The sequence below is a fragment of the Pseudomonas sp. NFACC37-1 genome, from assembly GCF_900101575.1.
Lineage (GTDB): Bacteria > Pseudomonadota > Gammaproteobacteria > Pseudomonadales > Pseudomonadaceae > Aquipseudomonas > Aquipseudomonas fluorescens_AA.
Window position 1 is genome coordinate 140,241 of sequence record NZ_FMUZ01000003.1, and the last position, 21,077, is coordinate 161,317.

Annotated in this window: 17 protein-coding genes and 1 pseudogene; 11 read left to right on the forward strand and 7 right to left on the reverse strand. The window is 61.4% G+C overall.

Features of this window, described 5'->3' with window-relative positions; translation table 11 throughout:
* Nucleotides 1–106: 106 nt before the first annotated feature.
* From BLP82_RS05065 to BLP82_RS05080, 4 genes are all read right to left on the reverse strand, one after another.
* The gene (locus tag BLP82_RS05065; protein WP_092165829.1) at nucleotides 107–511 is read right to left on the reverse strand and encodes a SufE family protein; all 405 of its coding nucleotides are present in this window, start codon (nucleotides 509–511) and stop codon (nucleotides 107–109) included.
* A complete protein-coding gene (locus tag BLP82_RS05070) occupies nucleotides 508–1,713 on the reverse strand; it encodes an aminotransferase class V-fold PLP-dependent enzyme (RefSeq protein ID WP_092165830.1) in 1,206 nt (401 codons plus the stop codon). The genes BLP82_RS05065 and BLP82_RS05070 overlap by 4 nt, the downstream gene beginning before the upstream one ends.
* A gap of 174 nt (nucleotides 1,714–1,887) precedes the next feature.
* Nucleotides 1,888–2,922, reverse strand: a complete 1,035-nt coding sequence (dapD, locus tag BLP82_RS05075) for a 2,3,4,5-tetrahydropyridine-2,6-dicarboxylate N-succinyltransferase (protein WP_072408264.1) — start codon at nucleotides 2,920–2,922, stop codon at nucleotides 1,888–1,890.
* A gap of 32 nt (nucleotides 2,923–2,954) precedes the next feature.
* Nucleotides 2,955–3,317: an ArsC family reductase gene (locus tag BLP82_RS05080; protein ID WP_092165834.1), complete on the reverse strand. Its 363-nt coding sequence runs from the start codon at nucleotides 3,315–3,317 to the stop codon at nucleotides 2,955–2,957.
* Nucleotides 3,318–3,590: 273 nt separating this feature from the next.
* Between BLP82_RS05080 and BLP82_RS05085 the strand changes: the two genes are divergently transcribed.
* Together BLP82_RS05085 and BLP82_RS05090 are read left to right on the forward strand one after the other, a co-directional pair.
* On the forward strand, nucleotides 3,591–5,237 hold the full coding sequence (locus BLP82_RS05085; RefSeq protein ID WP_092165835.1) for a Na+/H+ antiporter: 1,647 nt from the start codon (nucleotides 3,591–3,593) through the stop codon (nucleotides 5,235–5,237).
* 218 nt (nucleotides 5,238–5,455) lie between these two features.
* Nucleotides 5,456–5,632: pseudogene (locus BLP82_RS05090) on the forward strand (DUF6124 family protein); the annotation flags it as partial.
* A gap of 204 nt (nucleotides 5,633–5,836) precedes the next feature.
* On the opposite strand, the gene dapC reads toward BLP82_RS05090, so the two are convergent.
* From dapC to map, 3 genes are all read right to left on the reverse strand, one after another.
* Nucleotides 5,837–7,036: a succinyldiaminopimelate transaminase gene (gene dapC / locus BLP82_RS05095; protein ID WP_092165837.1), complete on the reverse strand. Its 1,200-nt coding sequence runs from the start codon at nucleotides 7,034–7,036 to the stop codon at nucleotides 5,837–5,839.
* Between the two features lie 123 nt (nucleotides 7,037–7,159).
* The gene (locus BLP82_RS05100; protein ID WP_092165838.1) at nucleotides 7,160–9,862 is read right to left on the reverse strand and encodes a [protein-PII] uridylyltransferase; all 2,703 of its coding nucleotides are present in this window, start codon (nucleotides 9,860–9,862) and stop codon (nucleotides 7,160–7,162) included.
* Nucleotides 9,863–9,915: 53 nt separating this feature from the next.
* Entirely contained in the window at nucleotides 9,916–10,698 is a 783-nt protein-coding gene (gene map, locus BLP82_RS05105; RefSeq protein WP_053118843.1) for a type I methionyl aminopeptidase, read from the reverse strand.
* Nucleotides 10,699–11,143: 445 nt separating this feature from the next.
* Between map and rpsB the strand changes: the two genes are divergently transcribed.
* From rpsB to bamA, 9 genes are all read left to right on the forward strand, one after another.
* Complete coding sequence (gene rpsB / locus BLP82_RS05110; RefSeq protein WP_003198231.1) at nucleotides 11,144–11,881, forward strand: 30S ribosomal protein S2; 738 nt, start codon at nucleotides 11,144–11,146, stop codon at nucleotides 11,879–11,881.
* 195 nt (nucleotides 11,882–12,076) lie between these two features.
* Nucleotides 12,077–12,943 carry a translation elongation factor Ts gene (gene tsf, locus BLP82_RS05115; protein WP_092165839.1) on the forward strand — a complete coding sequence of 289 codons (867 nt, stop codon included), beginning with the start codon at nucleotides 12,077–12,079 and terminating at the stop codon, nucleotides 12,941–12,943.
* Between the two features lie 213 nt (nucleotides 12,944–13,156).
* A complete protein-coding gene (gene pyrH / locus BLP82_RS05120) occupies nucleotides 13,157–13,900 on the forward strand; it encodes a UMP kinase (RefSeq protein ID WP_024779012.1) in 744 nt (247 codons plus the stop codon).
* Nucleotides 13,897–14,454: a ribosome recycling factor gene (gene frr / locus BLP82_RS05125; protein WP_003184913.1), complete on the forward strand. Its 558-nt coding sequence runs from the start codon at nucleotides 13,897–13,899 to the stop codon at nucleotides 14,452–14,454. Before pyrH ends, frr begins: the two co-directional genes overlap by 4 nt.
* Nucleotides 14,455–14,467: 13 nt before the next feature.
* Nucleotides 14,468–15,223: a polyprenyl diphosphate synthase gene (gene uppS, locus BLP82_RS05130; protein ID WP_060739000.1), complete on the forward strand. Its 756-nt coding sequence runs from the start codon at nucleotides 14,468–14,470 to the stop codon at nucleotides 15,221–15,223.
* Entirely contained in the window at nucleotides 15,223–16,029 is an 807-nt protein-coding gene (locus tag BLP82_RS05135) for a phosphatidate cytidylyltransferase (RefSeq protein WP_092165840.1), read from the forward strand. The genes uppS and BLP82_RS05135 overlap by 1 nt, the downstream gene beginning before the upstream one ends.
* Complete coding sequence (gene ispC / locus BLP82_RS05140) at nucleotides 16,026–17,216, forward strand: 1-deoxy-D-xylulose-5-phosphate reductoisomerase (protein ID WP_092165841.1); 1,191 nt, start codon at nucleotides 16,026–16,028, stop codon at nucleotides 17,214–17,216. The genes BLP82_RS05135 and ispC overlap by 4 nt, the downstream gene beginning before the upstream one ends.
* Before the next feature lie 52 nt (nucleotides 17,217–17,268).
* Nucleotides 17,269–18,621: an RIP metalloprotease RseP gene (rseP, locus tag BLP82_RS05145; protein WP_092165842.1), complete on the forward strand. Its 1,353-nt coding sequence runs from the start codon at nucleotides 17,269–17,271 to the stop codon at nucleotides 18,619–18,621.
* Nucleotides 18,622–18,695: 74 nt separating this feature from the next.
* Nucleotides 18,696–21,071 carry an outer membrane protein assembly factor BamA gene (gene bamA / locus BLP82_RS05150; RefSeq protein WP_092165843.1) on the forward strand — a complete coding sequence of 792 codons (2,376 nt, stop codon included), beginning with the start codon at nucleotides 18,696–18,698 and terminating at the stop codon, nucleotides 21,069–21,071.
* Nucleotides 21,072–21,077: the final 6 nt, after the last annotated feature.

Genomic DNA, 21,077 nt, shown 5'->3' on the forward strand with positions numbered 1-21,077 from the left:
CTGCGAAGCAGCCCTCAAACCTAACAATGCGCTGTGTCAGACAGCTTGAGTTGACTGCTTTAGGGGCTGCTTCGCAGCCCAACGGGGATAAATCCCCTCGCCACAATCATTTAGTCAACTCAAACATCCGCTTTAGCACCGCATTCAAGCCATTGCTACGCGACGGCGACAGCTGCCGCGACAATCCCAGCTGGTTGAACCAATCCGGCAGATCCACCTGCTGCAACGCCTCGGCGGACAGCCCGTTGACCCGCGCCAGCAGCAACGCCACCAACCCACGGATCAACCGCGCATCGCTGCTGGCGGAAAACTGCCAGTGCCCGTCGTGCAAGCGACCCACCAACCACACCTGGCTTTCACAGCCGTGGACGAGGTTGGCCTCGCATTTGTCCGCGTCGCTCAGGGGCGGCAGACGTTCGCCCCATTGCATCAGCAATCGGGCCCGTTGCTCCCAGCCTGACGCGTCCCGGAAGATTTGCAGCGCCGTGACGGCATCGGCCGGCAGGTTCATCGCAACATCTCCAAGGCTTGGTCGAGGGCTTCGAAGAACCGTTCGATGTCGGCAGAATCGTTGTACAGCGCCAACGACACGCGAATCGCCCCGGACAGCTGCAAATGCTTGAACAGCGGCATCGCGCAGTGATGCCCTGCGCGCACGGCAATGCCTTGCTCGGTCAGCAGGTGCGCCAGGTCGGCGTTGTGGATGCCTTCGACCACGAAACTGACCAGAGCCAGGCGCGGGTTGCCCAGCAGGCGAATGCCGTTGCGGGCTTGCAGGCCATGGCGCAGGTAGTCATGCAGCGCCGCTTCATGGTCGATGACCGCTTGCGGATCGAGGGCGGACAGGTAGTCCAGGGTCGCGCCCAACCCGATCACACTGGCAATCGGCGGCGTGCCGGCTTCGAAGCCCAGCGGCGCCGGACGGAAGGTGGCGCTGTGGTAATCGGCTTGTTGCACCATTTCGCCGCCGAACTGCCAATGGCGCAGCTTGCCAAGGGCTTCGGTACGGCCGAACAGCACGCCCAGCCCGTCGGGGCCATAGAGTTTGTGGCTGGAAAACACGTAAAAGTCGCAGCCCAGCGCTTCCACGTCGTGGCGGCCATGGACCACGCCTTGGGCGCCGTCGATCACCGTCAGCGCGCCTTGGGCCTTGGCCAGCGCCAGCAGCGCCGGCACGGGTTGCCAGGCCCCCAGCACATTGGATAACTGGCTCACCGCCAGCAAGCGCGTGCGGGGGCCGATCAGTTCGGCGGCGGCGCCAGGGTCGATCACCCCGTCGGCATCCAGTGGCAACACCACCAGGGTCAACGAACGGCGCTCGGCCAGTTGCTGCCACGGCAGCAGGTTGGCGTGGTGCTCCAGGGCGCTGATGACGATCTCATCGCCCGGGTTGAATAAATGTTCCAGCCCGTAGGCCAGCAGATTCAGCGCCGAAGTGGCGCCGTGGGTGAAGACCACCTGCCCGCAGTTTCCGGCATTGAGCCATTGCGAAGCCTTGAGGCGGCTGTCCTCGAACGCCTGGGTGGCATGGGCGCCCGGCAAATGTTGCGCACGGTGCACGTTGGCCGCGCCGTTGGTGTAGTAATGCGTCAGGGCATCCAATAGTGCTTGGGGTTTTTGCGTGGTGGCGGCGTTGTCCAGGTAGGTCTGGCCTTGCCGTTGCAGGGCGGCGATGGCCGGGAAATCGGCACGCCAGGGGGATTGGATCAACATGCTTTCGGGCCCTGCTGGAGTTACGCCGGACCTTGTGGGAGCGGGCTTTTTTTGTGGGAGCCGAGCTTGCTCGCGATGGCTGCGACACGGTTTAACTGCAAGACCGCATCATCGTTCATCGCGAGCAAGCTCGGCTCCCACAAAGGCTCGTCACCACAGGTGCTGGTGTGAAGCTTAGTTGTGGGCGTGCAGTGCTTCGTTCAGCTCGATGGCCGACTTATGCGTCTTGCATTCCACCGCGCCGGTCTCGGAATTGCGGCGGAACAACAGGTCGGGCTGGCCGGCCAGGTCGCGGGCCTTGACCACTTTCACCAGTTGGTTGTTTTCGTCCAGCAGCGCGACTTTGGTGCCGGCGGTCACGTACAGGCCCGACTCCACGGTGTTGCGGTCGCCCAGCGGGATACCGATACCGGCGTTGGCGCCGATCAGGCAGCCTTCGCCGACCTTGATCACGATGTTGCCGCCGCCCGACAGGGTGCCCATGGTGGAGCAACCGCCGCCCAGGTCCGAACCCTTGCCGACGAACACGCCCGCCGAGACACGGCCTTCGATCATGCCCGGGCCTTCGGTGCCGGCGTTGAAGTTGACGAAACCTTCGTGCATGACCGTGGTGCCTTCGCCCACATAGGCGCCCAGGCGGATTCGCGCGGCGTCGGCGATGCGCACGCCGGCCGGGACCACGTAGTCGGTCATTTTCGGGAACTTGTCCACCGAGAACACTTCCAGCAGTTCGCCACGCAGGCGGGCTTCGAGCTGGTGCTCAGCCAGTTCGGCCAGGTCGATCGCGCCCTGGCTGGTCCAGGCCACGTTCGGCAGCAGAGGGAAAATCCCGGCCAGGTTCAGGCCGTGGGGCTTGACCAGGCGATGGGACAGCAGGTGCAGCTTGAGGTAGGCCTCAGGGGTGGAGCTCAGTTGGGCATCTTCGGCCAGCAGGGTGGCGACCAGTGGCTTGTGGCTTTCAGCCAGGCGGGTCAGCAGGGCAGCTTGTGCGGCATCGACGCCCTTGAGGGCTTCAGCCAGTTGCGAGGCCTGGGCGGTGGTGAAGGTGATGGCCTGGTTGCCTTCGCTGTAGCCGAGGATCGGCGCGATGGCTTTGACGATGTCGGTCGATGGGTTGAGCAGCGGCTGTGCGTAGAACACTTCCAGCCAGGCGCCTTGACGGTTTTGAGTGCCGACACCGAAGGCCAGGCTGAACAGGGTAGTGGACATGAAATTACCTCTACAAAATGGACTGGGCAGGCTTACTTGATTTCTGCCGCATAGATATCTGGCTTGAAGCCAATCAGGGTTCGGTCACCGAGATCGAGCACCGGGCGCTTGATCATCGAGGGTTGGGCGAGCATCAGTTCGATGGCTTTCGTCTGGTCGAGATCGGCTTTGCGTTCGTCGTCGAGTTTGCGAAAGGTCGTACCGGCACGGTTCAACACCACTTGCCAGCCATGCTCGTTGCACCATTGGGTCAGGTGTTCACGGTCAATGCCGGCGGTCTTGTAGTCGTGAAAGTCGTACTGCACAGCGTGATCATCGAGCCAAGTGCGCGCCTTTTTCATCGTGTCACAGGCTTTGATGCCGAAAAGGTGCAACGTTTTGCTTGAATCGGTCAAGGAACTGCCCCCTTTGCAGGTGCTGGAAATAAAAGGTGAAGGATTATGCCATGACCGGACGGTTGTGGGAGCGAGGCTTGCCCGCGATGAACGATGACGCGGTCTTCTGGCAGACCGAGGTGTTTTCATCGCGAGCAAGCTTTGCTCCCACAGCTTGCTCACTAAAGAGCTGCTGCGACATAGGTGTAACGGCCAAGTTAATCCTAGGCGGTTAATATGGCACTTCAACGGCAAGCTGTTGCCGGATGTGTGTCGCTGCCAGTGGAAACCGTTATGCAAAGCGCTTATACCGTCCTGATCCTGTTGATGCTGGTAGGCGTGTCGCGCCTGATCGGACGGTTGATCCCGCTGCCGCTGCCCCTGGTACAGATCGGCGCCGGTGCCGTGCTGGCCTGGCCGTCCCTGGGGCTGCACGTGGCCCTCGATCCTGAGTTGTTCCTGTTTCTGTTCCTGCCACCGCTGCTGTTCTCCGACGGTTGGCGCATGCCCAAGCGCGAGTTGTGGCGCCTGCGCGGGCCGATCCTGACGCTGGCGGTGGGGCTGGTGTTGTTCACGGTGGTGGGCGCCGGTTATTTCATTCATTGGCTGCTGCCAAGTATCCCGTTGCCGGTGGCCTTCGCCCTGGCGGCGGTGCTGTCGCCGACCGACGCGGTGGCGGTGTCGGCGATTGCCCGCGACCGCTTGCCCGGCCCCCTGATGCACATGCTCCAGGGTGAGGCGCTGATGAACGATGCGTCGGGCCTGGTGACGTTCAAGTTCGCCCTGGCGGCGGCCATCACCGGGGTCTTTTCCCTGGCCAACGCGAGCCTGACGTTCGTATTGGTGGCGGTCGGCGGCCTGCTGGTCGGCGTGGCCCTGAGTTGGCTGCTGGGCCGGCTGCGGGCGTGGATGATTGCCCGGGGTTGGGACGACCCGGCCACCCATGTGGTGTTCATGTTGCTGCTGCCGTTTGCCGCCTATGTGCTGGCTGAGCGCTTGGGCGCCTCGGGCATTCTCTCGGCGGTGGCGGCGGGGATGATGCAGAGCTGGCTCGACCTGCTGCCGCGCCAGACCGGCACGCGGCTGCTCAATCGCAGTGTCTGGTCGCTGTTGGAATTCGCCTTCAACGGCTTGATCTTCCTGCTGCTGGGCTTGCAACTGCCGGACATCATCAAGGCGGTGACCCGCCTCGAAACCACGCTCTGGCCGACGTTGTTCTACCGTTGCCTGGATGTGCTGGCGATTTTCCTGGTGTTGCTGGTGCTGCGGTTTGTCTGGGTGCAAAGCATCTGGCGTCTGTCGGGGCTGTTGCGCCGCTGGCGTGGCAAGGGTGAGCTGATCCTGGTGCCGAACGCACGTTCCTGCTGGCTGTTGACCTTCGGCGGGGTGCGCGGCGCGGTGACACTGGCGGGCGTGCTGTCGGTGCCATTGCTGTTGGGCGCGGGCGAGGCGTTTCCCGAGCGGGACCTGCTGATCTTCATCGCCGCCGGGGTGATTCTGCTGTCGTTGATCGCAGCTTGTATCGCCTTGCCGTTGTTGCTGCGGGGCATCGAGAAAAGCCCCGACGACAAACGTCGCAATGAAGTCCGCGAGGCCTGGCGCAAAACCGCTGAAGCGGCGATCCATGCGCTGGAGGTGGAAGAACCGACCGAGGCGGGCAGTACGCCGGATGCGGCCCAAGCGGCGCTGGCGACCGAGGTCAAGGCGCGGTTGATGTCCGAGTATCGTCATCAGCTCGACGTGTTCAACGACTCCGCCGAAGCCCAGGCGCTGGCATTCGAGATGGACCTGCTGGAGCGCCGGCTGCGCTTGAAGGCTTTTCGGGCGCAGCGGCTGGAGTTGTATCGCCTTAGTCGTCATCACCAGATTGGCGATGATGTGTTGCGTGAGGTGCTGGGGGAGTTGGATTTGGCGGAGGCGAATTTGGGGTTGGGGAAATAATATCGGCCTCATCGCCCGAAGAGTCTGGGGTCGATCACAAACTCTATGAACATACCTTGCGATGGGTAAAGTCAAATACGAATGGTGGGCGATCCTGTGCTGCTACAAGCTGTAACGCCCAGGAACCGATTTCTCAAGCCCGATGTGCTTTACGAACTCACCCAGGTCGACCTCTGGTATGTCTTTCTCTTCGGTTGAGGTCATTTCTTGTCCTTGCTGAAGCCCTGCTAGCCAACCTCAGCGAAACCCTGGCTTCGGCCAATGCGATGCTCAGCGACCTGGCGTTTGGCCTGGACGGCTCGCGGCGGCATGTAGCCTTGGGAGTGGCGCAGATGATTGAGTTGGGGACGTTGTTGGCGAACAAGGCGTTGGATCGGGTAGAGCTTCGGACTTGATGCAGTAAATGCCGGCCGCCCGGCCCACACTGATCGTTCCCACGCTCCGCGTGGGAACGCCGCCAGGGACGCTCTGCGTTCCGCTTCTGGAAGGTGACGCAGAGCGTCACGGGATGCATTCCCACGCGGAGCGTGGGAACGATCAGTCCCGCTAGAGCAAGCTCCCTCGCCACAACAGAGGTCCACTTCAGTCCGATACAGCCATCAACCCCGACGCTGGATGAACGCGCGGATCCGTTCCGCCGCTTCCACGCATTCGGCCAATGGCGCGACCAGGGCCATGCGCACGCGCCCGGCGCCCGGGTTGACGCCATCCACATCGCGGGACAGGTAGGAGCCCGGCACCACGGTCACGTGTTCCTGTTCGAACAGGTCCCGGCAGAACGCTGCATCATCGCCGGCTACATTCGGCCAGAGGTAGAAGCTGCCATCGGGACGCTGCACGTCCAGCACCGGGCTGAGGATTTCCAGCACGGCGTCGAACTTCTCCCGGTACAGCGCGCGGTTGGCCCGTACGTGCACTTCGTCGTTCCACGCCGCGATGCTCGCCAGTTGGGTCTGAACCGGCATCGCGCAGCCGTGATAGGTGCGGTACAGCAGGAAACCCTTGAGGATGTCCGCGTCGCCGGCGACGAAACCGGAGCGCAGGCCGGGCAGGTTGGAGCGTTTGGACAGGCTGTGGAACACCACGCAGCGCTTGAAGTCCTTGCGACCCAGTTCGACGCAGGCGCTGAGCAGTCCTGGCGGCGGGGTCTGTTCGTCGAAGTACAGTTCGCTGTAGCACTCGTCCGCCGCGATCACGAAGTCATGCTCATCGGCCAAGGCGATGAGTTTTTTCAGCACGTCCACCGGGATCAACGCGCCGGTCGGGTTACCCGGGGAGCACAGGAACAGAATCTGGCAGCGCTTCCAGATGTCCGGCGAGACGGCGTCGAAATCCGGGTTGAAGCCGTTTTCGTCCAGGCACGGCAGGTAGTGCGGCTTGGCCCCGGCCAGGAACGCCGCGCCTTCGTAGATCTGGTAGAACGGGTTCGGGCTGACCACCAGGGCGTCGTCGCCCCGGTTGACCACGGTCTGGGTGAAGGCGAACAAGGCCTCACGAGTGCCATTGACCGGCAGCACGTGGCGCGCCGGATCCAGCCAGCCGGTCGGCACGTTGAAGCGACGCTCGCACCAGCCGGTGATGGCTTCACGCAGTTCCGGGATGCCGAGGGTGGTCGGGTACACGGCCATTTTTTCCAGATTACTGGCCAGGGCTTCAGCCACGAAGCTGGGCGAGCGATGCTTGGGTTCGCCGATGGACAACGCGATGGGGCGTTTGTCGGGGTTGGGCGTAACGCTGCCGAGCAGGGCGCGGAGCTTTTCGAACGGATAAGGCTGCAACTGGTTCAAAGCGTTGTTCATCGGGGGCCTCGTTCAATGTGGGAGCGGGCTTGCTCGCGAAAGCGGTGGGTCAGTGAATGATTATGCTGACTGACCCACCGCTTTCGCGAGCAAGCCCGCTCCCACAGCGGGAAATTTGTTCGTTCAGATGCTGATGCGTGTCAGGTGAGCATCGGGTTCCTGGTTGACGCTCAGGTGCCGGACGATGGCCTCCTGCAGGCGGCTGCACAGTTGCGGATCGGACAGCGGCTGGTTGTGAGCGTCGGTGATGAAAAACACGTCTTCTACCCGTTCGCCGAGGGTGGCGATCTTGGCGTTTTGCAGCGACAGGTCGAACTCCAGGAAAATATGGCCGATCCGCGCCAGCAGGCCCGGGCGGTCCGGGGCGCTGAGTTCCAGCACGGTGACCTGGCGCTGGGCGTCGTTGTGGATCGTCACCTGGGGCGCAAACGCAAAATGCTTGAGCTGGCGCGGCACCCGGCGCTGGATGATGGTCGGGTAGTCCGCCGGGTTGCGCAGGGCTTCGGTGAGGCCGTCGCGAATCTGCTTGACCCGCGCCGGGTTGTCGCCGATCGAGTCGCCGTCGGTGTCGAGCACGATGTAGGTGTCGAGGGTGAACTGGCTGCTGGAGGTAATAACCCGGGCGTCATGGATGTTGAGGTTGAGCTGGTCCATCGCCGCCACGGTCACGGCGAAGAAGTCGTGCTGGTCCGGGGCATAGATGAAGATCTGCGTGCCACCCTCGAACTCGCGCTGGGTGGTTTCCTTGATCAGCACCAGCGGCCCGCCATCGGCCGGTTGCTGCAGGATCGCGTCGCTGTGCCAGGCCACGTCGCCGGCGGTGTGGCGCAGGAAATAGTCATCGCCCAATTGCGACCAGAGCTGCTCGACATCGTCCGGATCGGTGCCGCCGCGTACCAGGATGTCCAGGGCCGCGCTTTGGGTGCGACGGATCTGTTCTTCGCGGTCCACCGGGTTTTCCAGGCCACGGCGCAAGGCCCGCTTGGTCTCGGTGTACAGCTGGCGCAACAGGCTGGCGCGCCAGGAATTCCACAGGCTCGGGTTGGTGGCGTTGATGTCGGCCACGGTCAGCACGTAGAGGTAATCCAGGCGCGTTTCATCGCCGACGATCTGGGCGAAGTCGTGGATCACCTGCGGGTCGGACAAATCCTTGCGCTGGGCGGTGGTGGACATTACCAGGTGGTTCTGCACCAGCCAGACGATCAGCCGGCTGTCCCACAGGGGCAGTTGATGGCGCTGGCAGAACGCCTCGGCATCCACCGCGCCGATTTCGGAGTGGTCACCGTGGCGGCCCTTGCCGATGTCGTGGTACAGCCCGGCCATGTAGATCAGCTCGGGCTTGGGCAGCTTGCCCATGAGCTTGCTGGCCAGCGGGAATTTCTCTGACACCTGGGTGTACTGCAGCTTACGCAGGTGCTTGATCAGGTTCAGGGTGTGGGCATCGACCGTATAGATGTGGAACAGGTCGTGCTGCATCTGTCCGACGATGAAGCCGAACTCCGGCAGATAGCGCCCGAGGATCCCGTAGCGATTCATGCGCCGCAGGTTGCGGTGCACGCCGATCCGGCATTTGAACAGCTCGATGAACAGGCTGGTGTTGCGGATGTCGTGGCGGAAATCCTCATCGATCAGATGACGGTTTTCCCGCAGCAGGCGGATGGTGTCGGCCCGCACGCCCTTGATTTCCGGCTGCTGGGCCATGAGCACGAAGATTTCGAGCATGGCGAACGGCGTGCGGCGGAACACATAGTCATGACGCGCTTCGATGTAGCCGTCGTGCAGTTGAAAGCGTGAGTTGATCGGCTGCGGCGGTTCCTCGTCTTCGGGGGCGAGAATGACTTCCTCGAAGTGCTGGATGATCAGTTCGCTGAGCTGGGCGATGCTCATCACCACGCGGTAGTACTGCTGCATGAAGTTTTCGATGGACTGCTTGGCATCCTGCCCTTCGAAACCCAACAGGCCGGCGATGGAGCGTTGGTGATCGAACAGCAGGCGGTCCTCGGCGCGCCCGGCGAGCATGTGCAGGGCATAGCGGACCTTCCACAGGAATTCCTGGGACGAGGCCAGCAAGGCGTTTTCGCTTTCCACCAGGAAACCTTCGCCGGCCAGGGCGCGCAGGTTCAGCGTGCCGTACTGGCGGCGGGCGACCCACAGGATCGTCTGGATGTCCCGCAGCCCGCCGGGCGAGCCCTTGACGTTGGGTTCCAGGTTGTATTCGGTGTCGTTGTACTTGTGGTGGCGGGCCTTCTGCTCGGCGTGCTTGGCCAGGAAAAAATCCTTGCTGGGCCACATGTGCTCTGTGCTGGTGACATCGAGCATGCGCTGGCGCAGGCGCTCGGGGCCGGCGATGGTACGGCTTTCCATCAGGTTGGTGATCACCGTCAGGTCGGCGCGGGCCTCCTCGGCGCATTCCTGCACCGAGCGCACGCTCTGGCCGACTTCCAGGCCGATGTCCCACAGCAGCGTCAGGAAACGCTCGATGGAATCGCGGAAAACCTCATGGTCGGCGCTGTCCAGCAGGATCAGCAGGTCGATGTCGGAGTAGGGGTGCAACTCCCCGCGCCCATAGCCGCCCACCGCCACCAGGGCGATGTCGGCGTCTTCGCTCCAATCGAACTGCTCCCAGGCCTTTTGCAGGATGTTATCGACGAACCAGGCGCGGTCCTCGATCAGCCGGCGAATGTCCCGGCCATTGCGAAAGCGCTGGTCGAGCACTTCATGGGCCTGGCGGATCGCCTTCTTGAACGCCGAGATGGGGCTTGCCTTCAGGGCCAGTTCAGCCTGGAACTGGCCGCGGTCGAAGAGTTCGGGATCCACCTGCGGCATTGAATGGCTTTCCTTTCTATCTATATCTATCGGATCTATAGGCTGGGTTCGGATCAGGCGGAAACGCGCGCGATGGTGTCATCGCTGCGCAGGGTGAAGATTTCATAGCCCGTCTCAGTGACCAGCAGGGTGTGTTCCCACTGGGCCGACAGCTTGCGGTCCTTGGTGATGGCGGTCCAGCCGTCGCCCAGCACCTTGGTGTCGGCGCGGCCCTGGTTGATCATCGGCTCGATGGTGAAGGTCATGCCCGCCTGCAGTTCCATGCCGGTGCCGGCACGGCCGTAGTGCAGGATCTGCGGTTCTTCGTGGAACACCTTGCCGATGCCGTGGCCGCAGAACTCGCGCACCACCGAGAAGCCGTTCTTCTGCGCATGCTTCTGGATCACTTCGCCGATGTCCCCCAGGCGGCAGCCCGGCTTCACCAGTTCGATGGCCATGTACATGCATTCCTGGGTGACCTTGGACAGGCGCTGGGCCCACTCCGGCACGTTGCCGACATGGAACATGCGGCTGGTGTCGCCGTGATAGCCGTCCTTGATGACGGTGACGTCGATGTTCAGGGTGTCGCCATCCTTCAACGGTTTTTCGTTGGGGATGCCGTGGCAGACCACGTGGTTGATCGAGGTACAGATCGACTTTGGGAAGCCTTTATAGTTGAGCGGCGCCGGGATGGCCTTCTGCTCGTTGACGATGTAGTCGTGGCAGATGCGGTCCAGCTCTTCGGTGGTCACGCCCGGCTTGACGTAGTCGGCGATCATCTCCAGCACTTCGGCGGCGAGTTTGCCGGCGACACGCATTTTGGCGATGTCCTCGGGTGTCTTGAGGGTAACGGTCATACAGGCTCTCTCTGCGCCCGACGGCGCTGTTCAAAACGAAATGGGCGGCGGATGGGGATCCGGGCGGCCCTGAAAACGCGATTCTAACAGACGATCAGTACAATGAGCTCTCCAGCCTGGAACTCTGTGGCGAGGGGATTTATCCCCGTTGGGCTGCGCAGCAGCCCAAATCAGGCAGCATGGTGTATCAAGTCGATTGAATCGCCTGGTATGGGGCCGCTGCGCGCCCCAGCGGGGATAAATCCCCTCGCCACAAGAGGATTTCAGAATCCATGTTCCGTTTTCGCCCTTGCTGTGGTATAAAATGCGCCGCTTTCCGGGGATGACCCCGTAAGCTTAAATCCACACACGTGTCGACACGATGACCTGGGTGCCTCGGCTTATATAGCCGCTGGTTGGTCATTGGGATACGTGGAGGCCAAACCCGACTTATCAAGGAACTATCATGTCCCAAGTCAACATGCGCGATATGCTGAAGGCCGGTGTGCACTTCGGTCACCAGACCCGTTACTGGAACCCGAAAATGGGCAAGTACATTTTCGGCGCGCGTAACAAGATCCACATCATCAACCTTGAAAAAACCCTGCCGATGTTCAACGAAGCACTGACCTTCGTAGAGCGCCTGGCCCAGGGCAAAAACAAGATTCTGTTCGTCGGCACCAAGCGTTCCGCTGGCAAGATCGTTGCTGAAGAAGCAGCACGTTGCGGTTCGCCGTACGTCGATCACCGCTGGTTGGGCGGCATGCTGACCAACTTCAAGACCATTCGCGCTTCCATCAAGCGTCTGCGTGACCTTGAAGTCCAGTCCGAAGACGGTACTTTCGCCAAGCTGACCAAGAAAGAAGCGCTGATGCGCACTCGCGATCTTGAGAAGCTGGACCGCTCCCTGGGCGGTATCAAGGACATGGGCGGTCTGCCTGACGCACTGTTCGTGATCGACGTTGATCACGAGCGCATCGCGATCACCGAAGCCAACAAGCTGGGTATCCCGGTCATCGGCGTTGTCGATACCAACAGCAGCCCGGAAGGCGTTGACTACATCATCCCAGGCAACGATGACGCCATCCGCGCCATCCAGCTGTACATGGGTTCGATGGCTGACGCTGTGATCCGTGGTCGCAACAACGTGAATGGCGGCACCGAAGTCTTCGCTGAAGAAGCTCCGGCAGCAGCCGCTGAGTAATTGACGCCCCTGGCGTTGACTCAGTAAGCAAAAAGGGGGCTTGGCCCCCTTTTTGCCACCTCGAAAACCATTTGCCGCCAGCGCAGTGACTTGTTTGTAACCTGCCGCGGCCTATAAGCAGTGGTTTTCCGGGAAGAATTGATCGCCCGTTCGATCGGGTGGAATGGTTGAAAACCTATCCAAGAGGATTTTGAAATGGCAGAGATTACTGCAGCGTTGGTCAAAGAACTGCGCGAGCGTACCGGCGAAGGCATGATGGATTGCAAGAAAGCCTTGACCAAGGCTGGCGGCGACATCGAGAAAGCCATTGATGACATGCGTGCTTCGGGCGCCATCAAGGCTGCCAAGAAAGCCGGCAACGTCGCCGCTGAAGGCGCCATCGCCATCAAGGACGACGGCAAGGCTGCCGTTCTGCTGGAAGTCAACTCCCAGACCGACTTCCTGGCTCTGCAGGATGACTTCAAGGCGTTCGTCGCTGCCAGCGTCGAAAAAGCCTTCGCTGACAAACTGACCGACGCAGCCCCGCTGATCGAGTCCCAGGAAGAAGCGCGCCTGGTCCTGGTTGGCAAGACTGGCGAAAACGTCAACATCCGTCGCCTGGTTCGCGTTGAAGGTGACGTGGTTGGTACCTACCTGCACGGCAACAAGATCGGTGTTGCGGTTGTCCTGAAGGGCGGCGACACCGAACTGGCGAAAGACATCGCCATGCACGTGGCTGCAACCAACCCTGAGTTCCTGCTGCCTACGGACGTTTCGGCTGAAGCGATCGAGCGCGAGAAGGGCGTTTTCCTGCAGCTGAACGAAGAGAAGCTGAAAGGCAAGCCTGCTGAAATCGCAGAAAAAATGGTCAGCGGCCGTATCTCCAAGTTCCTGGCTGAAGCCAGCCTGGTTGAGCAGGCCTTCGTCAAGAACCCGGAAATCAAGGTTGGCGACCTGGCGAAGAAAGCCGGTGCTGAAATCGTTTCGTTCACCTACTTCAAAGTAGGCGAAGGCATCGAGAAGCCGGTTGATGACTTCGCTGCTGAAGTTGCTGCCCAGGTAGCTGCTGCCAGCAAGCAATAAGACGGTTTTCATAACTGTCGCCCAGAAGAGGCTGCCCGCTTAACGCGCGCAGCCTCTTTTCGGATGGGGATGCCGATTTTTATTGGTTTCCTGTCGGAACTGGCTTACAAAGCCGTGTTCCGATGGCGCTGTGTCAGCGTCAGACTAGAGTAGACGCAGGCTGCAAACAGCCTGCAAAGAATTTTCGAAAATACGCCGCAGGAGAGATTCGCAATGGCTCAGCAGGGCAGTGGTTATCAGGCTCGCTATAAACGCATTCTACTCAAGCTTAGCGGCGAGGCCCTGATGGGCTCGGAAGAGTTCGGGATCGATCCGAAAGTGCTGGATCGCATGGCCCTGGAAGTTGGCCAGTTGGTCGGGATCGGCGTTCAGGTCGGCCTGGTCATCGGCGGCGGCAACCTGTTTCGCGGCGCGGCGCTGAGCGCGGCCGGCATGGATCGGGTCACGGGCGACCACATGGGCATGCTGGCCACTGTGATGAACGCCCTGGCTATGCGCGATGCGCTGGAGCGTGCCAATATCTCGGCCATCGTGATGTCGGCCATTTCCATGGTTGGCGTGACCGATCACTACGATCGTCGCAAAGCCATGCGCCACCTCAACGCCAAGGAAGTGGTGATTTTTGCCGCCGGTACCGGTAATCCGTTCTTCACCACGGATTCGGCCGCCTGCCTGCGAGCGATCGAGATCGATGCCGATGTCGTGCTCAAGGCAACCAAGGTCGATGGCGTCTATACCGCTGACCCGTTCAAAGACCCGCATGCCGAGAAGTTCGATCATCTGACCTACGATGAAGTGCTGGATCGCAAGCTGGGTGTCATGGACCTGACGGCTATCTGCCTGTGCCGCGACCACAAGATGCCGCTGCGTGTCTTTAACATGAACAAGCCCGGTGCCCTGCTGAATATCGTCCATGGCGGCGCCGAAGGAACACTGATCGAGGAAGTTCAACAATGATCAACGAAATCAAGAAAGACGCTGAACAGCGCATGCAGAAATCCCTGGAGTCCCTGGCGCACAACTTCGGTCGCATCCGCACCGGCCAGGCGCACCCGAGCATCCTCGAGGGCGTGATGGTGCCGTACTACGGCTCCGATACCCCGATCAAGCAGGTGGCCAACATCACCGTCAAGGACGCGCGTACCCTGCAGGTCGTGGCTTTCGAGCGCAACATGCTGGGCGCGGTCGACAAGGCCATCGGCAGTGCCGGTCTGAACCTGAACCCGACCAACCTGGGTGAGCTGCTGCTGATCTCCATGCCGGCCCTGACTGAAGAAACCCGTCGTGGTTTCACCAAGCAGGCCCGCGATGTGGCTGAAGACGCTCGCGTCGCTGTGCGCAACATCCGTCGCGATGCTAACAGCCAGCTCAAGGATCTGGTCAAGGAAAAGGAAATCAGCGAAGACGAAGAGCGTCGCGCCACTGGCGAAATCGACGACCTGACCAAAAAGTACGTGGCTAAGATCGACGCGGATTTGGCGCAGAAAGAAAAAGACCTGATGGCCGTATAAGGGTCTCGTTTTCATGGAAAAGACCAAGCAGGCCGTGCCGTTCGCGGTTCCGCGCCACGTGGCGATCATCATGGACGGCAACAACCGCTGGGCCAAGAAGCGCTTTATGCCTGGCGTCGCCGGGCACAAGGCGGGGGTCGATGCGGTTCGTGCGGTCATCGAGGTGTGCGCCGAGGCGGGGGTCGAGGTGCTGACCCTGTTCGCCTTCTCCAGCGAGAACTGGCAACGGCCGGCCGATGAAGTCAGCGCCTTGATGGACTTGTTCCTCAAGGCCCTGCGTCGTGAGGCCAAGCGCCTCAACGACAACAAGATCAGCCTGCGCATCATCGGTGATCGCTCTCGCTTCCATCCTGAATTGCAGGCTGCGATGCGCGAAGCCGAGGCTGCGACGGCGGGTACCAATCGGTTCGTCCTGCAGATCGCCGCCAACTACGGTGGCCAGTGGGACATTGCCCAGGCTGCCCAGCGGTTGGCGCGGGAAGTCCAGGCCGGGCACTTGCGCCCGGAAGACATCACCCCTGAACTGTTGCAGACCTGCCTGGCGACCGGTGACCTGCCATTGCCTGACCTGTGCATCCGTACCGGTGGCGAGCATCGCATCAGCAACTTCCTGCTCTGGCAGTTGGCTTATGCCGAGTTGTACTTCTCCGACCTGTTCTGGCCGGACTTCAAACACGAAGCCATGCGCACCGCACTGGCCGATTTCGCTTCCCGTCAGCGTCGCTTCGGTAAAACGAGCGAGCAGATCGAAGCTGGAGCCCGGGTTTAATGCTTAAACAACGAATCATCACTGCCTTGATCCTGTTGCCTATCGCCCTGGGTGGTTTCTTCCTGCTCGACGGTGGCAGCTTTGCGCTGTTCATCGGGCTGGTCGTGACCTTGGGCGCGTGGGAGTGGGCGCGGCTGGCGGGTTTTCCTGCGCAGTCGGCGCGCGTGACCTATGCAACGGCCGTGGCGGCCATGCTGTTCATCATGTACGTGGTGCCCGGCCTCGCGCCTTGGGTGCTGGGTGCCGCGGTGCTGTGGTGGGCGACGGCGACCTTCCTGGTCCTGACCTATCCACGGACGACGCATCATTGGGCCAATACGGCGACCAAGCTGGTGATCGGCCTGTTGATCCTGCTGCCGGCCTGGCAGGGGCTGATCTGGATCAAGCAAGGCCCGTTGGGCAACTGGCAGATCATGGCCGTGATGGTGCTGGTCTGGGGGGCCGACGTTGGCGCCTACTTCTCCGGTCGGGCCTTCGGCAAGCGCAAGCTCGCGCCGCAAGTCAGCCCTGGCAAGAGCTGGGAAGGGGTCTATGGTGGCCTGGCCTTGAGCCTGGTGATCACCACGGTAGTCGGTTTCGTACGGGACTGGACGGTCGCGCAACTGTTCATGGGGCTTATTGGCGCCGCCCTGATCGTATTCGTGTCGGTGGTCGGCGACCTGACCGAAAGCATGTTCAAGCGTCAGTCCGGGATCAAGGACAGCAGTAACCTGTTGCCCGGTCACGGTGGTGTGCTGGATCGCATCGACAGCCTGACTGCCGCGATCCCGATCTTTGCCGTGCTGTTGTGGATGGCGGCATCGTGAGTCGCCCCCAGCGGATCACTGTCCTTGGCGCGACCGGTTCGATTGGCCTCAGTACGCTGGACGTCATCGGCCGGCATCCGGAGCGCTACCAGGTCTTCGCCCTCAGTGGTTTCACGCGTTTGAGCGAGTTGCTGGCATTGTGCATTCGCCACACGCCGCGGTTTGCCGTGGTGCCTGAGGTTGGCGTGGCGCGGGCGTTGCAGGATGATCTGCGCGCAGCCGGCCTGCAAACCCGTGTGCTGGTGGGAGAGGAGGGCCTCTGCCAAGTGGCTGCCGACCCCGAAGTCGACGCCGTGATGGCGGCGATTGTCGGTGCGGCGGGCCTGCGTCCGACCCTCGCGGCGGTGGAGGCCGGCAAGAAGATCCTGCTGGCCAATAAAGAGGCGCTGGTGATGTCTGGCGCGCTGTTCATGCAGGCTGTTCGCAAGAGTGGCTCGGTGCTGCTGCCGATCGACAGCGAGCACAATGCGATTTTTCAATGCATGCCGCGGGATTTTTCCCGTGGTCTCGGCGCAGTAGGTGTTCGGCGGATTTTGCTGACAGCCTCCGGTGGTCCGTTCCGGCAGACGCCGCTGGAAGAATTGGTGCATGTTTCACCCGAACAGGCCTGTGCCCATCCGAACTGGTCCATGGGGCGCAAGATTTCCGTGGATTCGGCCAGCATGATGAACAAGGGCCTGGAGTTGATCGAGGCCTGCTGGCTGTTTGATGCCAAGCCATCGCAGGTCGAGGTGGTGATTCACCCCCAGAGCGTGATTCACTCCCTGGTGGACTACGTCGACGGGTCCGTGCTGGCCCAGTTGGGTAACCCGGACATGCGCACGCCGATCGCCAACGCCCTGGCCTGGCCGGAGCGTATCGACTCGGGCGTTGCGCCGCTGGACCTGTTCGCTATCGCTCGCCTGGATTTCCAGGCGCCCGATGAGCAGCGCTTCCCCTGCCTGCGCCTGGCGCGCCAGGCGGCCGAGGCGGGCAACAGTGCTCCGGCCATGTTGAACGCTGCCAATGAAGTGGCTGTTGCTGCGTTTCTCGATGGACGTGTCCGTTACCTCGAGATCGCGAGTATCATCGAGGAAGTCTTGAATCTCGAGGCCGTGGTTTCGGTCGATGACCTCGACACAGTATTTACGGCGGATGCCAGGGCTCGTGAGTTGGCGGGCCAATGGCTGCAGCGCCACGGGCGTTGAAGCTGCGATACGTTAGCCAGGGTTGCCCTGGACAGGATTGCGGAGAAAACAGATGAGCGCGCTCTATATGATTGTCGGCACCCTGGTTGCATTGGGGGTGTTGGTCACTTTTCACGAATTCGGTCATTTCTGGGTTGCGCGTCGCTGTGGCGTCAAGGTCCTGCGTTTTTCCGTGGGCTTTGGCATGCCATTGCTGCGCTGGCACGACAAGAAAGGCACCGAGTTCGTCGTGGCGGCCATCCCGTTGGGTGGCTACGTCAAGATGCTCGACGAGCGCGAAGGCGAAGTTCCGGCCGACCAGCTCGATCAATCCTTCAATCGCAAGACCGTCCGTCAGCGTATTGCCATCGTCGCGGCGGGGCCGATTGCCAACTTCCTGCTGGCCATGGTGTTTTTCTGGGGCCTGGCCATGCTGGGCAGCGAACAGGTGCGCCCGGTCATCGGTGGGGTAGAGGCCGGTAGCGTTGCCGCCCGTGCCGGGCTGGGTGCCGGGCAGGAAATCGTCGCCATCGATGGCGAGCCGACATCGGGCTGGGCGGCGGTCAATCTGCAGTTGGTACGTCGCCTGGGTGAGAGCGGTTCGTTGCAATTGATGGTGCGTGAGCAGGGCTCCACGGTGGATTCGCCTCGCGAGCTCATCTTGGACAACTGGCTCAAGGGCGCGGACGAGCCGGATCCGATCCGTTCCCTGGGGATCCGGCCATGGCGTCCGGCCTTGTCGCCGATCCTCGCCGAACTCGACCCGAAAGGCCCGGCCCAGGCGGCTGGCCTGAAGACCGGCGATCGGTTGCTGGCCCTCGACGGCCAGCCGGTCGGCGACTGGCAGCAGGTGGTCGATTCGGTTCGTGTACGTCCTGATACCAAAATTGTGCTGCGCATCGAGCGCGACGGTGCTCCAATCGACGTCCCGGTAACCCTGGCCGCCCGTGGCGAGAGCAAGGCACCGACCGGTTACCTGGGAGCGGGCGTCAAGGCGGTCGACTGGCCACCGGAAATGATCCGCGAGGTCAGTTTCGGTCCAGTGGCGGCGATTGGCGAGGGTGCGCGTCGTACCTGGACCATGAGCATCCTGACGCTGGACTCGCTCAAGAAAATGTTGTTCGGCGAGCTCTCGGTAAAAAACTTGAGTGGACCGATAACCATTGCTAAAGTGGCGGGCGCTTCTGCCCAGTCGGGCGTCGCTGATTTCCTGAATTTCCTTGCTTATCTGAGCATTAGCCTGGGGGTTCTGAATTTGCTGCCCATTCCGGTACTGGATGGGGGGCATCTGCTGTTTTATCTGATCGAGTGGGCGCGTGGTCGTCCCTTGTCGGATCGGGTGCAAGGTTGGGGGATACAGATCGGTATCAGCTTGGTGGTCGGGGTCATGTTGCTTGCCCTCGTCAACGATCTGGGTCGTCTGTAACGCTTCGCTGAATTGCGAATCTGCCGCATTTTGCGGCAGTTTGTTTATTGCCAGTTGGAATAAGAAAGGACTTCATGAAACGTCTGCTGCTAACTGCGGTTCTCACCGTATTGATGATCGCCGAAGTTCACGCCGAGTCCTTCACTATCTCTGATATTCGCGTCAATGGCCTCCAGCGGGTCTCCGCGGGTAGCGTCTTTGGTGCCTTGCCGTTGAACGTCGGCGAGCAGGCGGATGATCGGCGCCTGGTGGAATCCACGCGTGCGCTGTTCAAGACCGGCTTCTTTCAAGATATCCAGCTGGGCCGTGACGGCAATGTCCTGGTCATCACGGTAGTCGAGCGCCCGTCGGTCGCCAGTATCGAGATCGAAGGCAACAAGGCGATCTCCACTGAAGACCTGATGAAGGGCCTGAAACAATCCGGCCTGGCCGAAGGCGAGATCTTCCAGCGCGCCACCCTCGAAGGTGTGCGTAACGAGCTGCAGCGCCAGTACGTCGCCCAGGGTCGCTACTCGGCCACCGTCGACACCGAAGTGGTGCCGCAGCCGCGCAACCGCGTCGGCCTGAAGGTCAACATCAACGAAGGCACCGTGGCGGCCATCCAGCACATCAACGTGGTGGGCAACACGGTGTTCCCGGATGAAGACCTGATCGACCTGTTCGAGCTCAAGACCACCAACTGGCTGTCGTTCTTCAAGAACGACGACAAGTACGCCCGTGAAAAACTCTCTGGTGACCTGGAGCGCCTGCGTTCCTACTACCTGGACCGTGGCTACATCAACATGGACATCGCTTCGACCCAGGTGTCCATCACCCCGGACAAGAAGCACGTCTACATCACCGTCAACGTCAACGAAGGCGAGAAGTACACCGTTCGCGACGTCAAGCTCAGCGGTGACCTGAAGGTTCCCGAGGACCAGGTCAAGTCGCTGCTGCTGGTGCAGAAGGGCCAGGTGTTCTCGCGCAAGCTGATGACCACCACTTCCGAGCTGATCACCCGCCGCCTGGGTAACGAGGGCTACACCTTCGCCAACGTCAACGGCGTGCCGCAGCCGCACGATGAAGACCACACCGTCGACATCACGTTCGCCGTGGACCCGGGCAAGCGTGCCTACGTCAACCGCATCAACTTCCGTGGCAACACCAAGTCCGAGGACGAAGTGCTGCGCCGTGAAATGCGCCAGATGGAAGGTGGCTGGGCGTCGACCTACCTGATCGACCAGTCCAAGACCCGCCTGGAGCGCCTGGGCTTCTTCAAGGAAGTCAACGTCGAGACGCCGGCCGTGCCGGGCGTCGATGACCAGGTCGATGTGAACTACAGCGTCGAAGAGCAGGCTTCCGGCTCGATCACCGCCAGCGTCGGTTTCGCCCAGAGCGCCGGCCTGATCCTCGGTGGCTCGATCACCCAGAACAACTTCCTGGGTACCGGTAACAAGGTCAGCATCGGCTTGACCCGCAGCGAATACCAGACCCGCTATAACTTCGGTTTCGTGGACCCCTACTGGACGGCTGACGGCGTGAGCCTGGGCTACAACGCCTTCTACCGCACCACCGACTACGACGAGCTGGACTCTGACATCTCCAGCTATGCGGTGGACAGCTACGGTGTCGGCGCCAACATCGGCTACCCGATCAGCGAGACCTCGCGCCTGACCTTTGGCCTCACCGCCCAGCAGGACAAGATCAATACCGGTCGCTACACCGTCGACGAGATCTTCGACTTCGTTAACAAGGAAGGCGACAGCTACCTGAACTTCAAGGCGTCCGCCGGCTGGTCCGAGTCGACCCTGAACAAGGGCGTGCTGGCGACCCGTGGCCATTCCCAGAGCCTGGTGTTCGAAACCACCACCCCTGGCAGTGACCTGTCGTTCTTCAAGCTCGACTACCGTGGCCAACTGTTCCAGCCGTTGACCGACACCTACACCATGCGCCTGCACACCGAACTGGGCTATGGTGACGGCTACGGCTCGACCGATGGCCTGCCGTTCTACGAGAACTACTACGCCGGTGGTTTCAACTCGGTACGTGGTTTCAAGGACAGTACGCTTGGTCCGCGCAGTACGCCGAGTCAGGGCAATAACCCGGGCACCATTAGAGACCCGGACCAGGATCCACTGCCGTTCGGTGGCAATGTCCTTATCCAGGGTGGCCTTGAGGTGCTGTTCCCAATGCCGTTCGTCAAGGATCAACGCTCCCTGCGTACCTCGGTATTCTGGGACGTGGGTAACGTTTTCGATTCAAGTTGCAGTGACACCACCAACGCCAACGGCACCAAGTCCGACACAAAGTGCAACGACATCAGCCTGAGCAACCTGGCCAGTTCCGTCGGTGTGGGCGTGACCTGGGTCACTGCGCTGGGTCCTTTGAGTTTCGCGCTGGCGATGCCGATCAAGAAGCCGGATGACGCTGAAACCCAAGTGTTCCAATTCTCCCTCGGCCAGACGTTCTAAGCGTCT

Excerpts from the sequence above, each read along its gene's own strand:
- BLP82_RS05135 (WP_092165840.1), top strand. The coding sequence starts at position 15,223 with ATGCTTAAACAACGAATCATCACTGCCTTGATCCTGTTGCCTATCGCC.
- map (WP_053118843.1), bottom strand. The coding sequence starts at position 10,698 with ATGACCGTTACCCTCAAGACACCCGAGGACATCGCCAAAATGCGTGTC.
- BLP82_RS05085 (WP_092165835.1), top strand. The coding sequence starts at position 3,591 with ATGCAAAGCGCTTATACCGTCCTGATCCTGTTGATGCTGGTAGGCGTG.
- BLP82_RS05070 (WP_092165830.1), bottom strand. The coding sequence starts at position 1,713 with ATGTTGATCCAATCCCCCTGGCGTGCCGATTTCCCGGCCATCGCCGCC.
- BLP82_RS05065 (WP_092165829.1), bottom strand. The coding sequence starts at position 511 with ATGAACCTGCCGGCCGATGCCGTCACGGCGCTGCAAATCTTCCGGGAC.
- dapC (WP_092165837.1), bottom strand. The coding sequence starts at position 7,036 with ATGAACAACGCTTTGAACCAGTTGCAGCCTTATCCGTTCGAAAAGCTC.
- dapD (WP_072408264.1), bottom strand. The coding sequence starts at position 2,922 with ATGTCCACTACCCTGTTCAGCCTGGCCTTCGGTGTCGGCACTCAAAAC.
- pyrH (WP_024779012.1), top strand. The coding sequence starts at position 13,157 with ATGGCTCAGCAGGGCAGTGGTTATCAGGCTCGCTATAAACGCATTCTA.
- tsf (WP_092165839.1), top strand. The coding sequence starts at position 12,077 with ATGGCAGAGATTACTGCAGCGTTGGTCAAAGAACTGCGCGAGCGTACC.
- rpsB (WP_003198231.1), top strand. The coding sequence starts at position 11,144 with ATGTCCCAAGTCAACATGCGCGATATGCTGAAGGCCGGTGTGCACTTC.
- uppS (WP_060739000.1), top strand. The coding sequence starts at position 14,468 with ATGGAAAAGACCAAGCAGGCCGTGCCGTTCGCGGTTCCGCGCCACGTG.
- rseP (WP_092165842.1), top strand. The coding sequence starts at position 17,269 with ATGAGCGCGCTCTATATGATTGTCGGCACCCTGGTTGCATTGGGGGTG.
- frr (WP_003184913.1), top strand. The coding sequence starts at position 13,897 with ATGATCAACGAAATCAAGAAAGACGCTGAACAGCGCATGCAGAAATCC.
- bamA (WP_092165843.1), top strand. The coding sequence starts at position 18,696 with ATGAAACGTCTGCTGCTAACTGCGGTTCTCACCGTATTGATGATCGCC.
- BLP82_RS05100 (WP_092165838.1), bottom strand. The coding sequence starts at position 9,862 with ATGCCGCAGGTGGATCCCGAACTCTTCGACCGCGGCCAGTTCCAGGCT.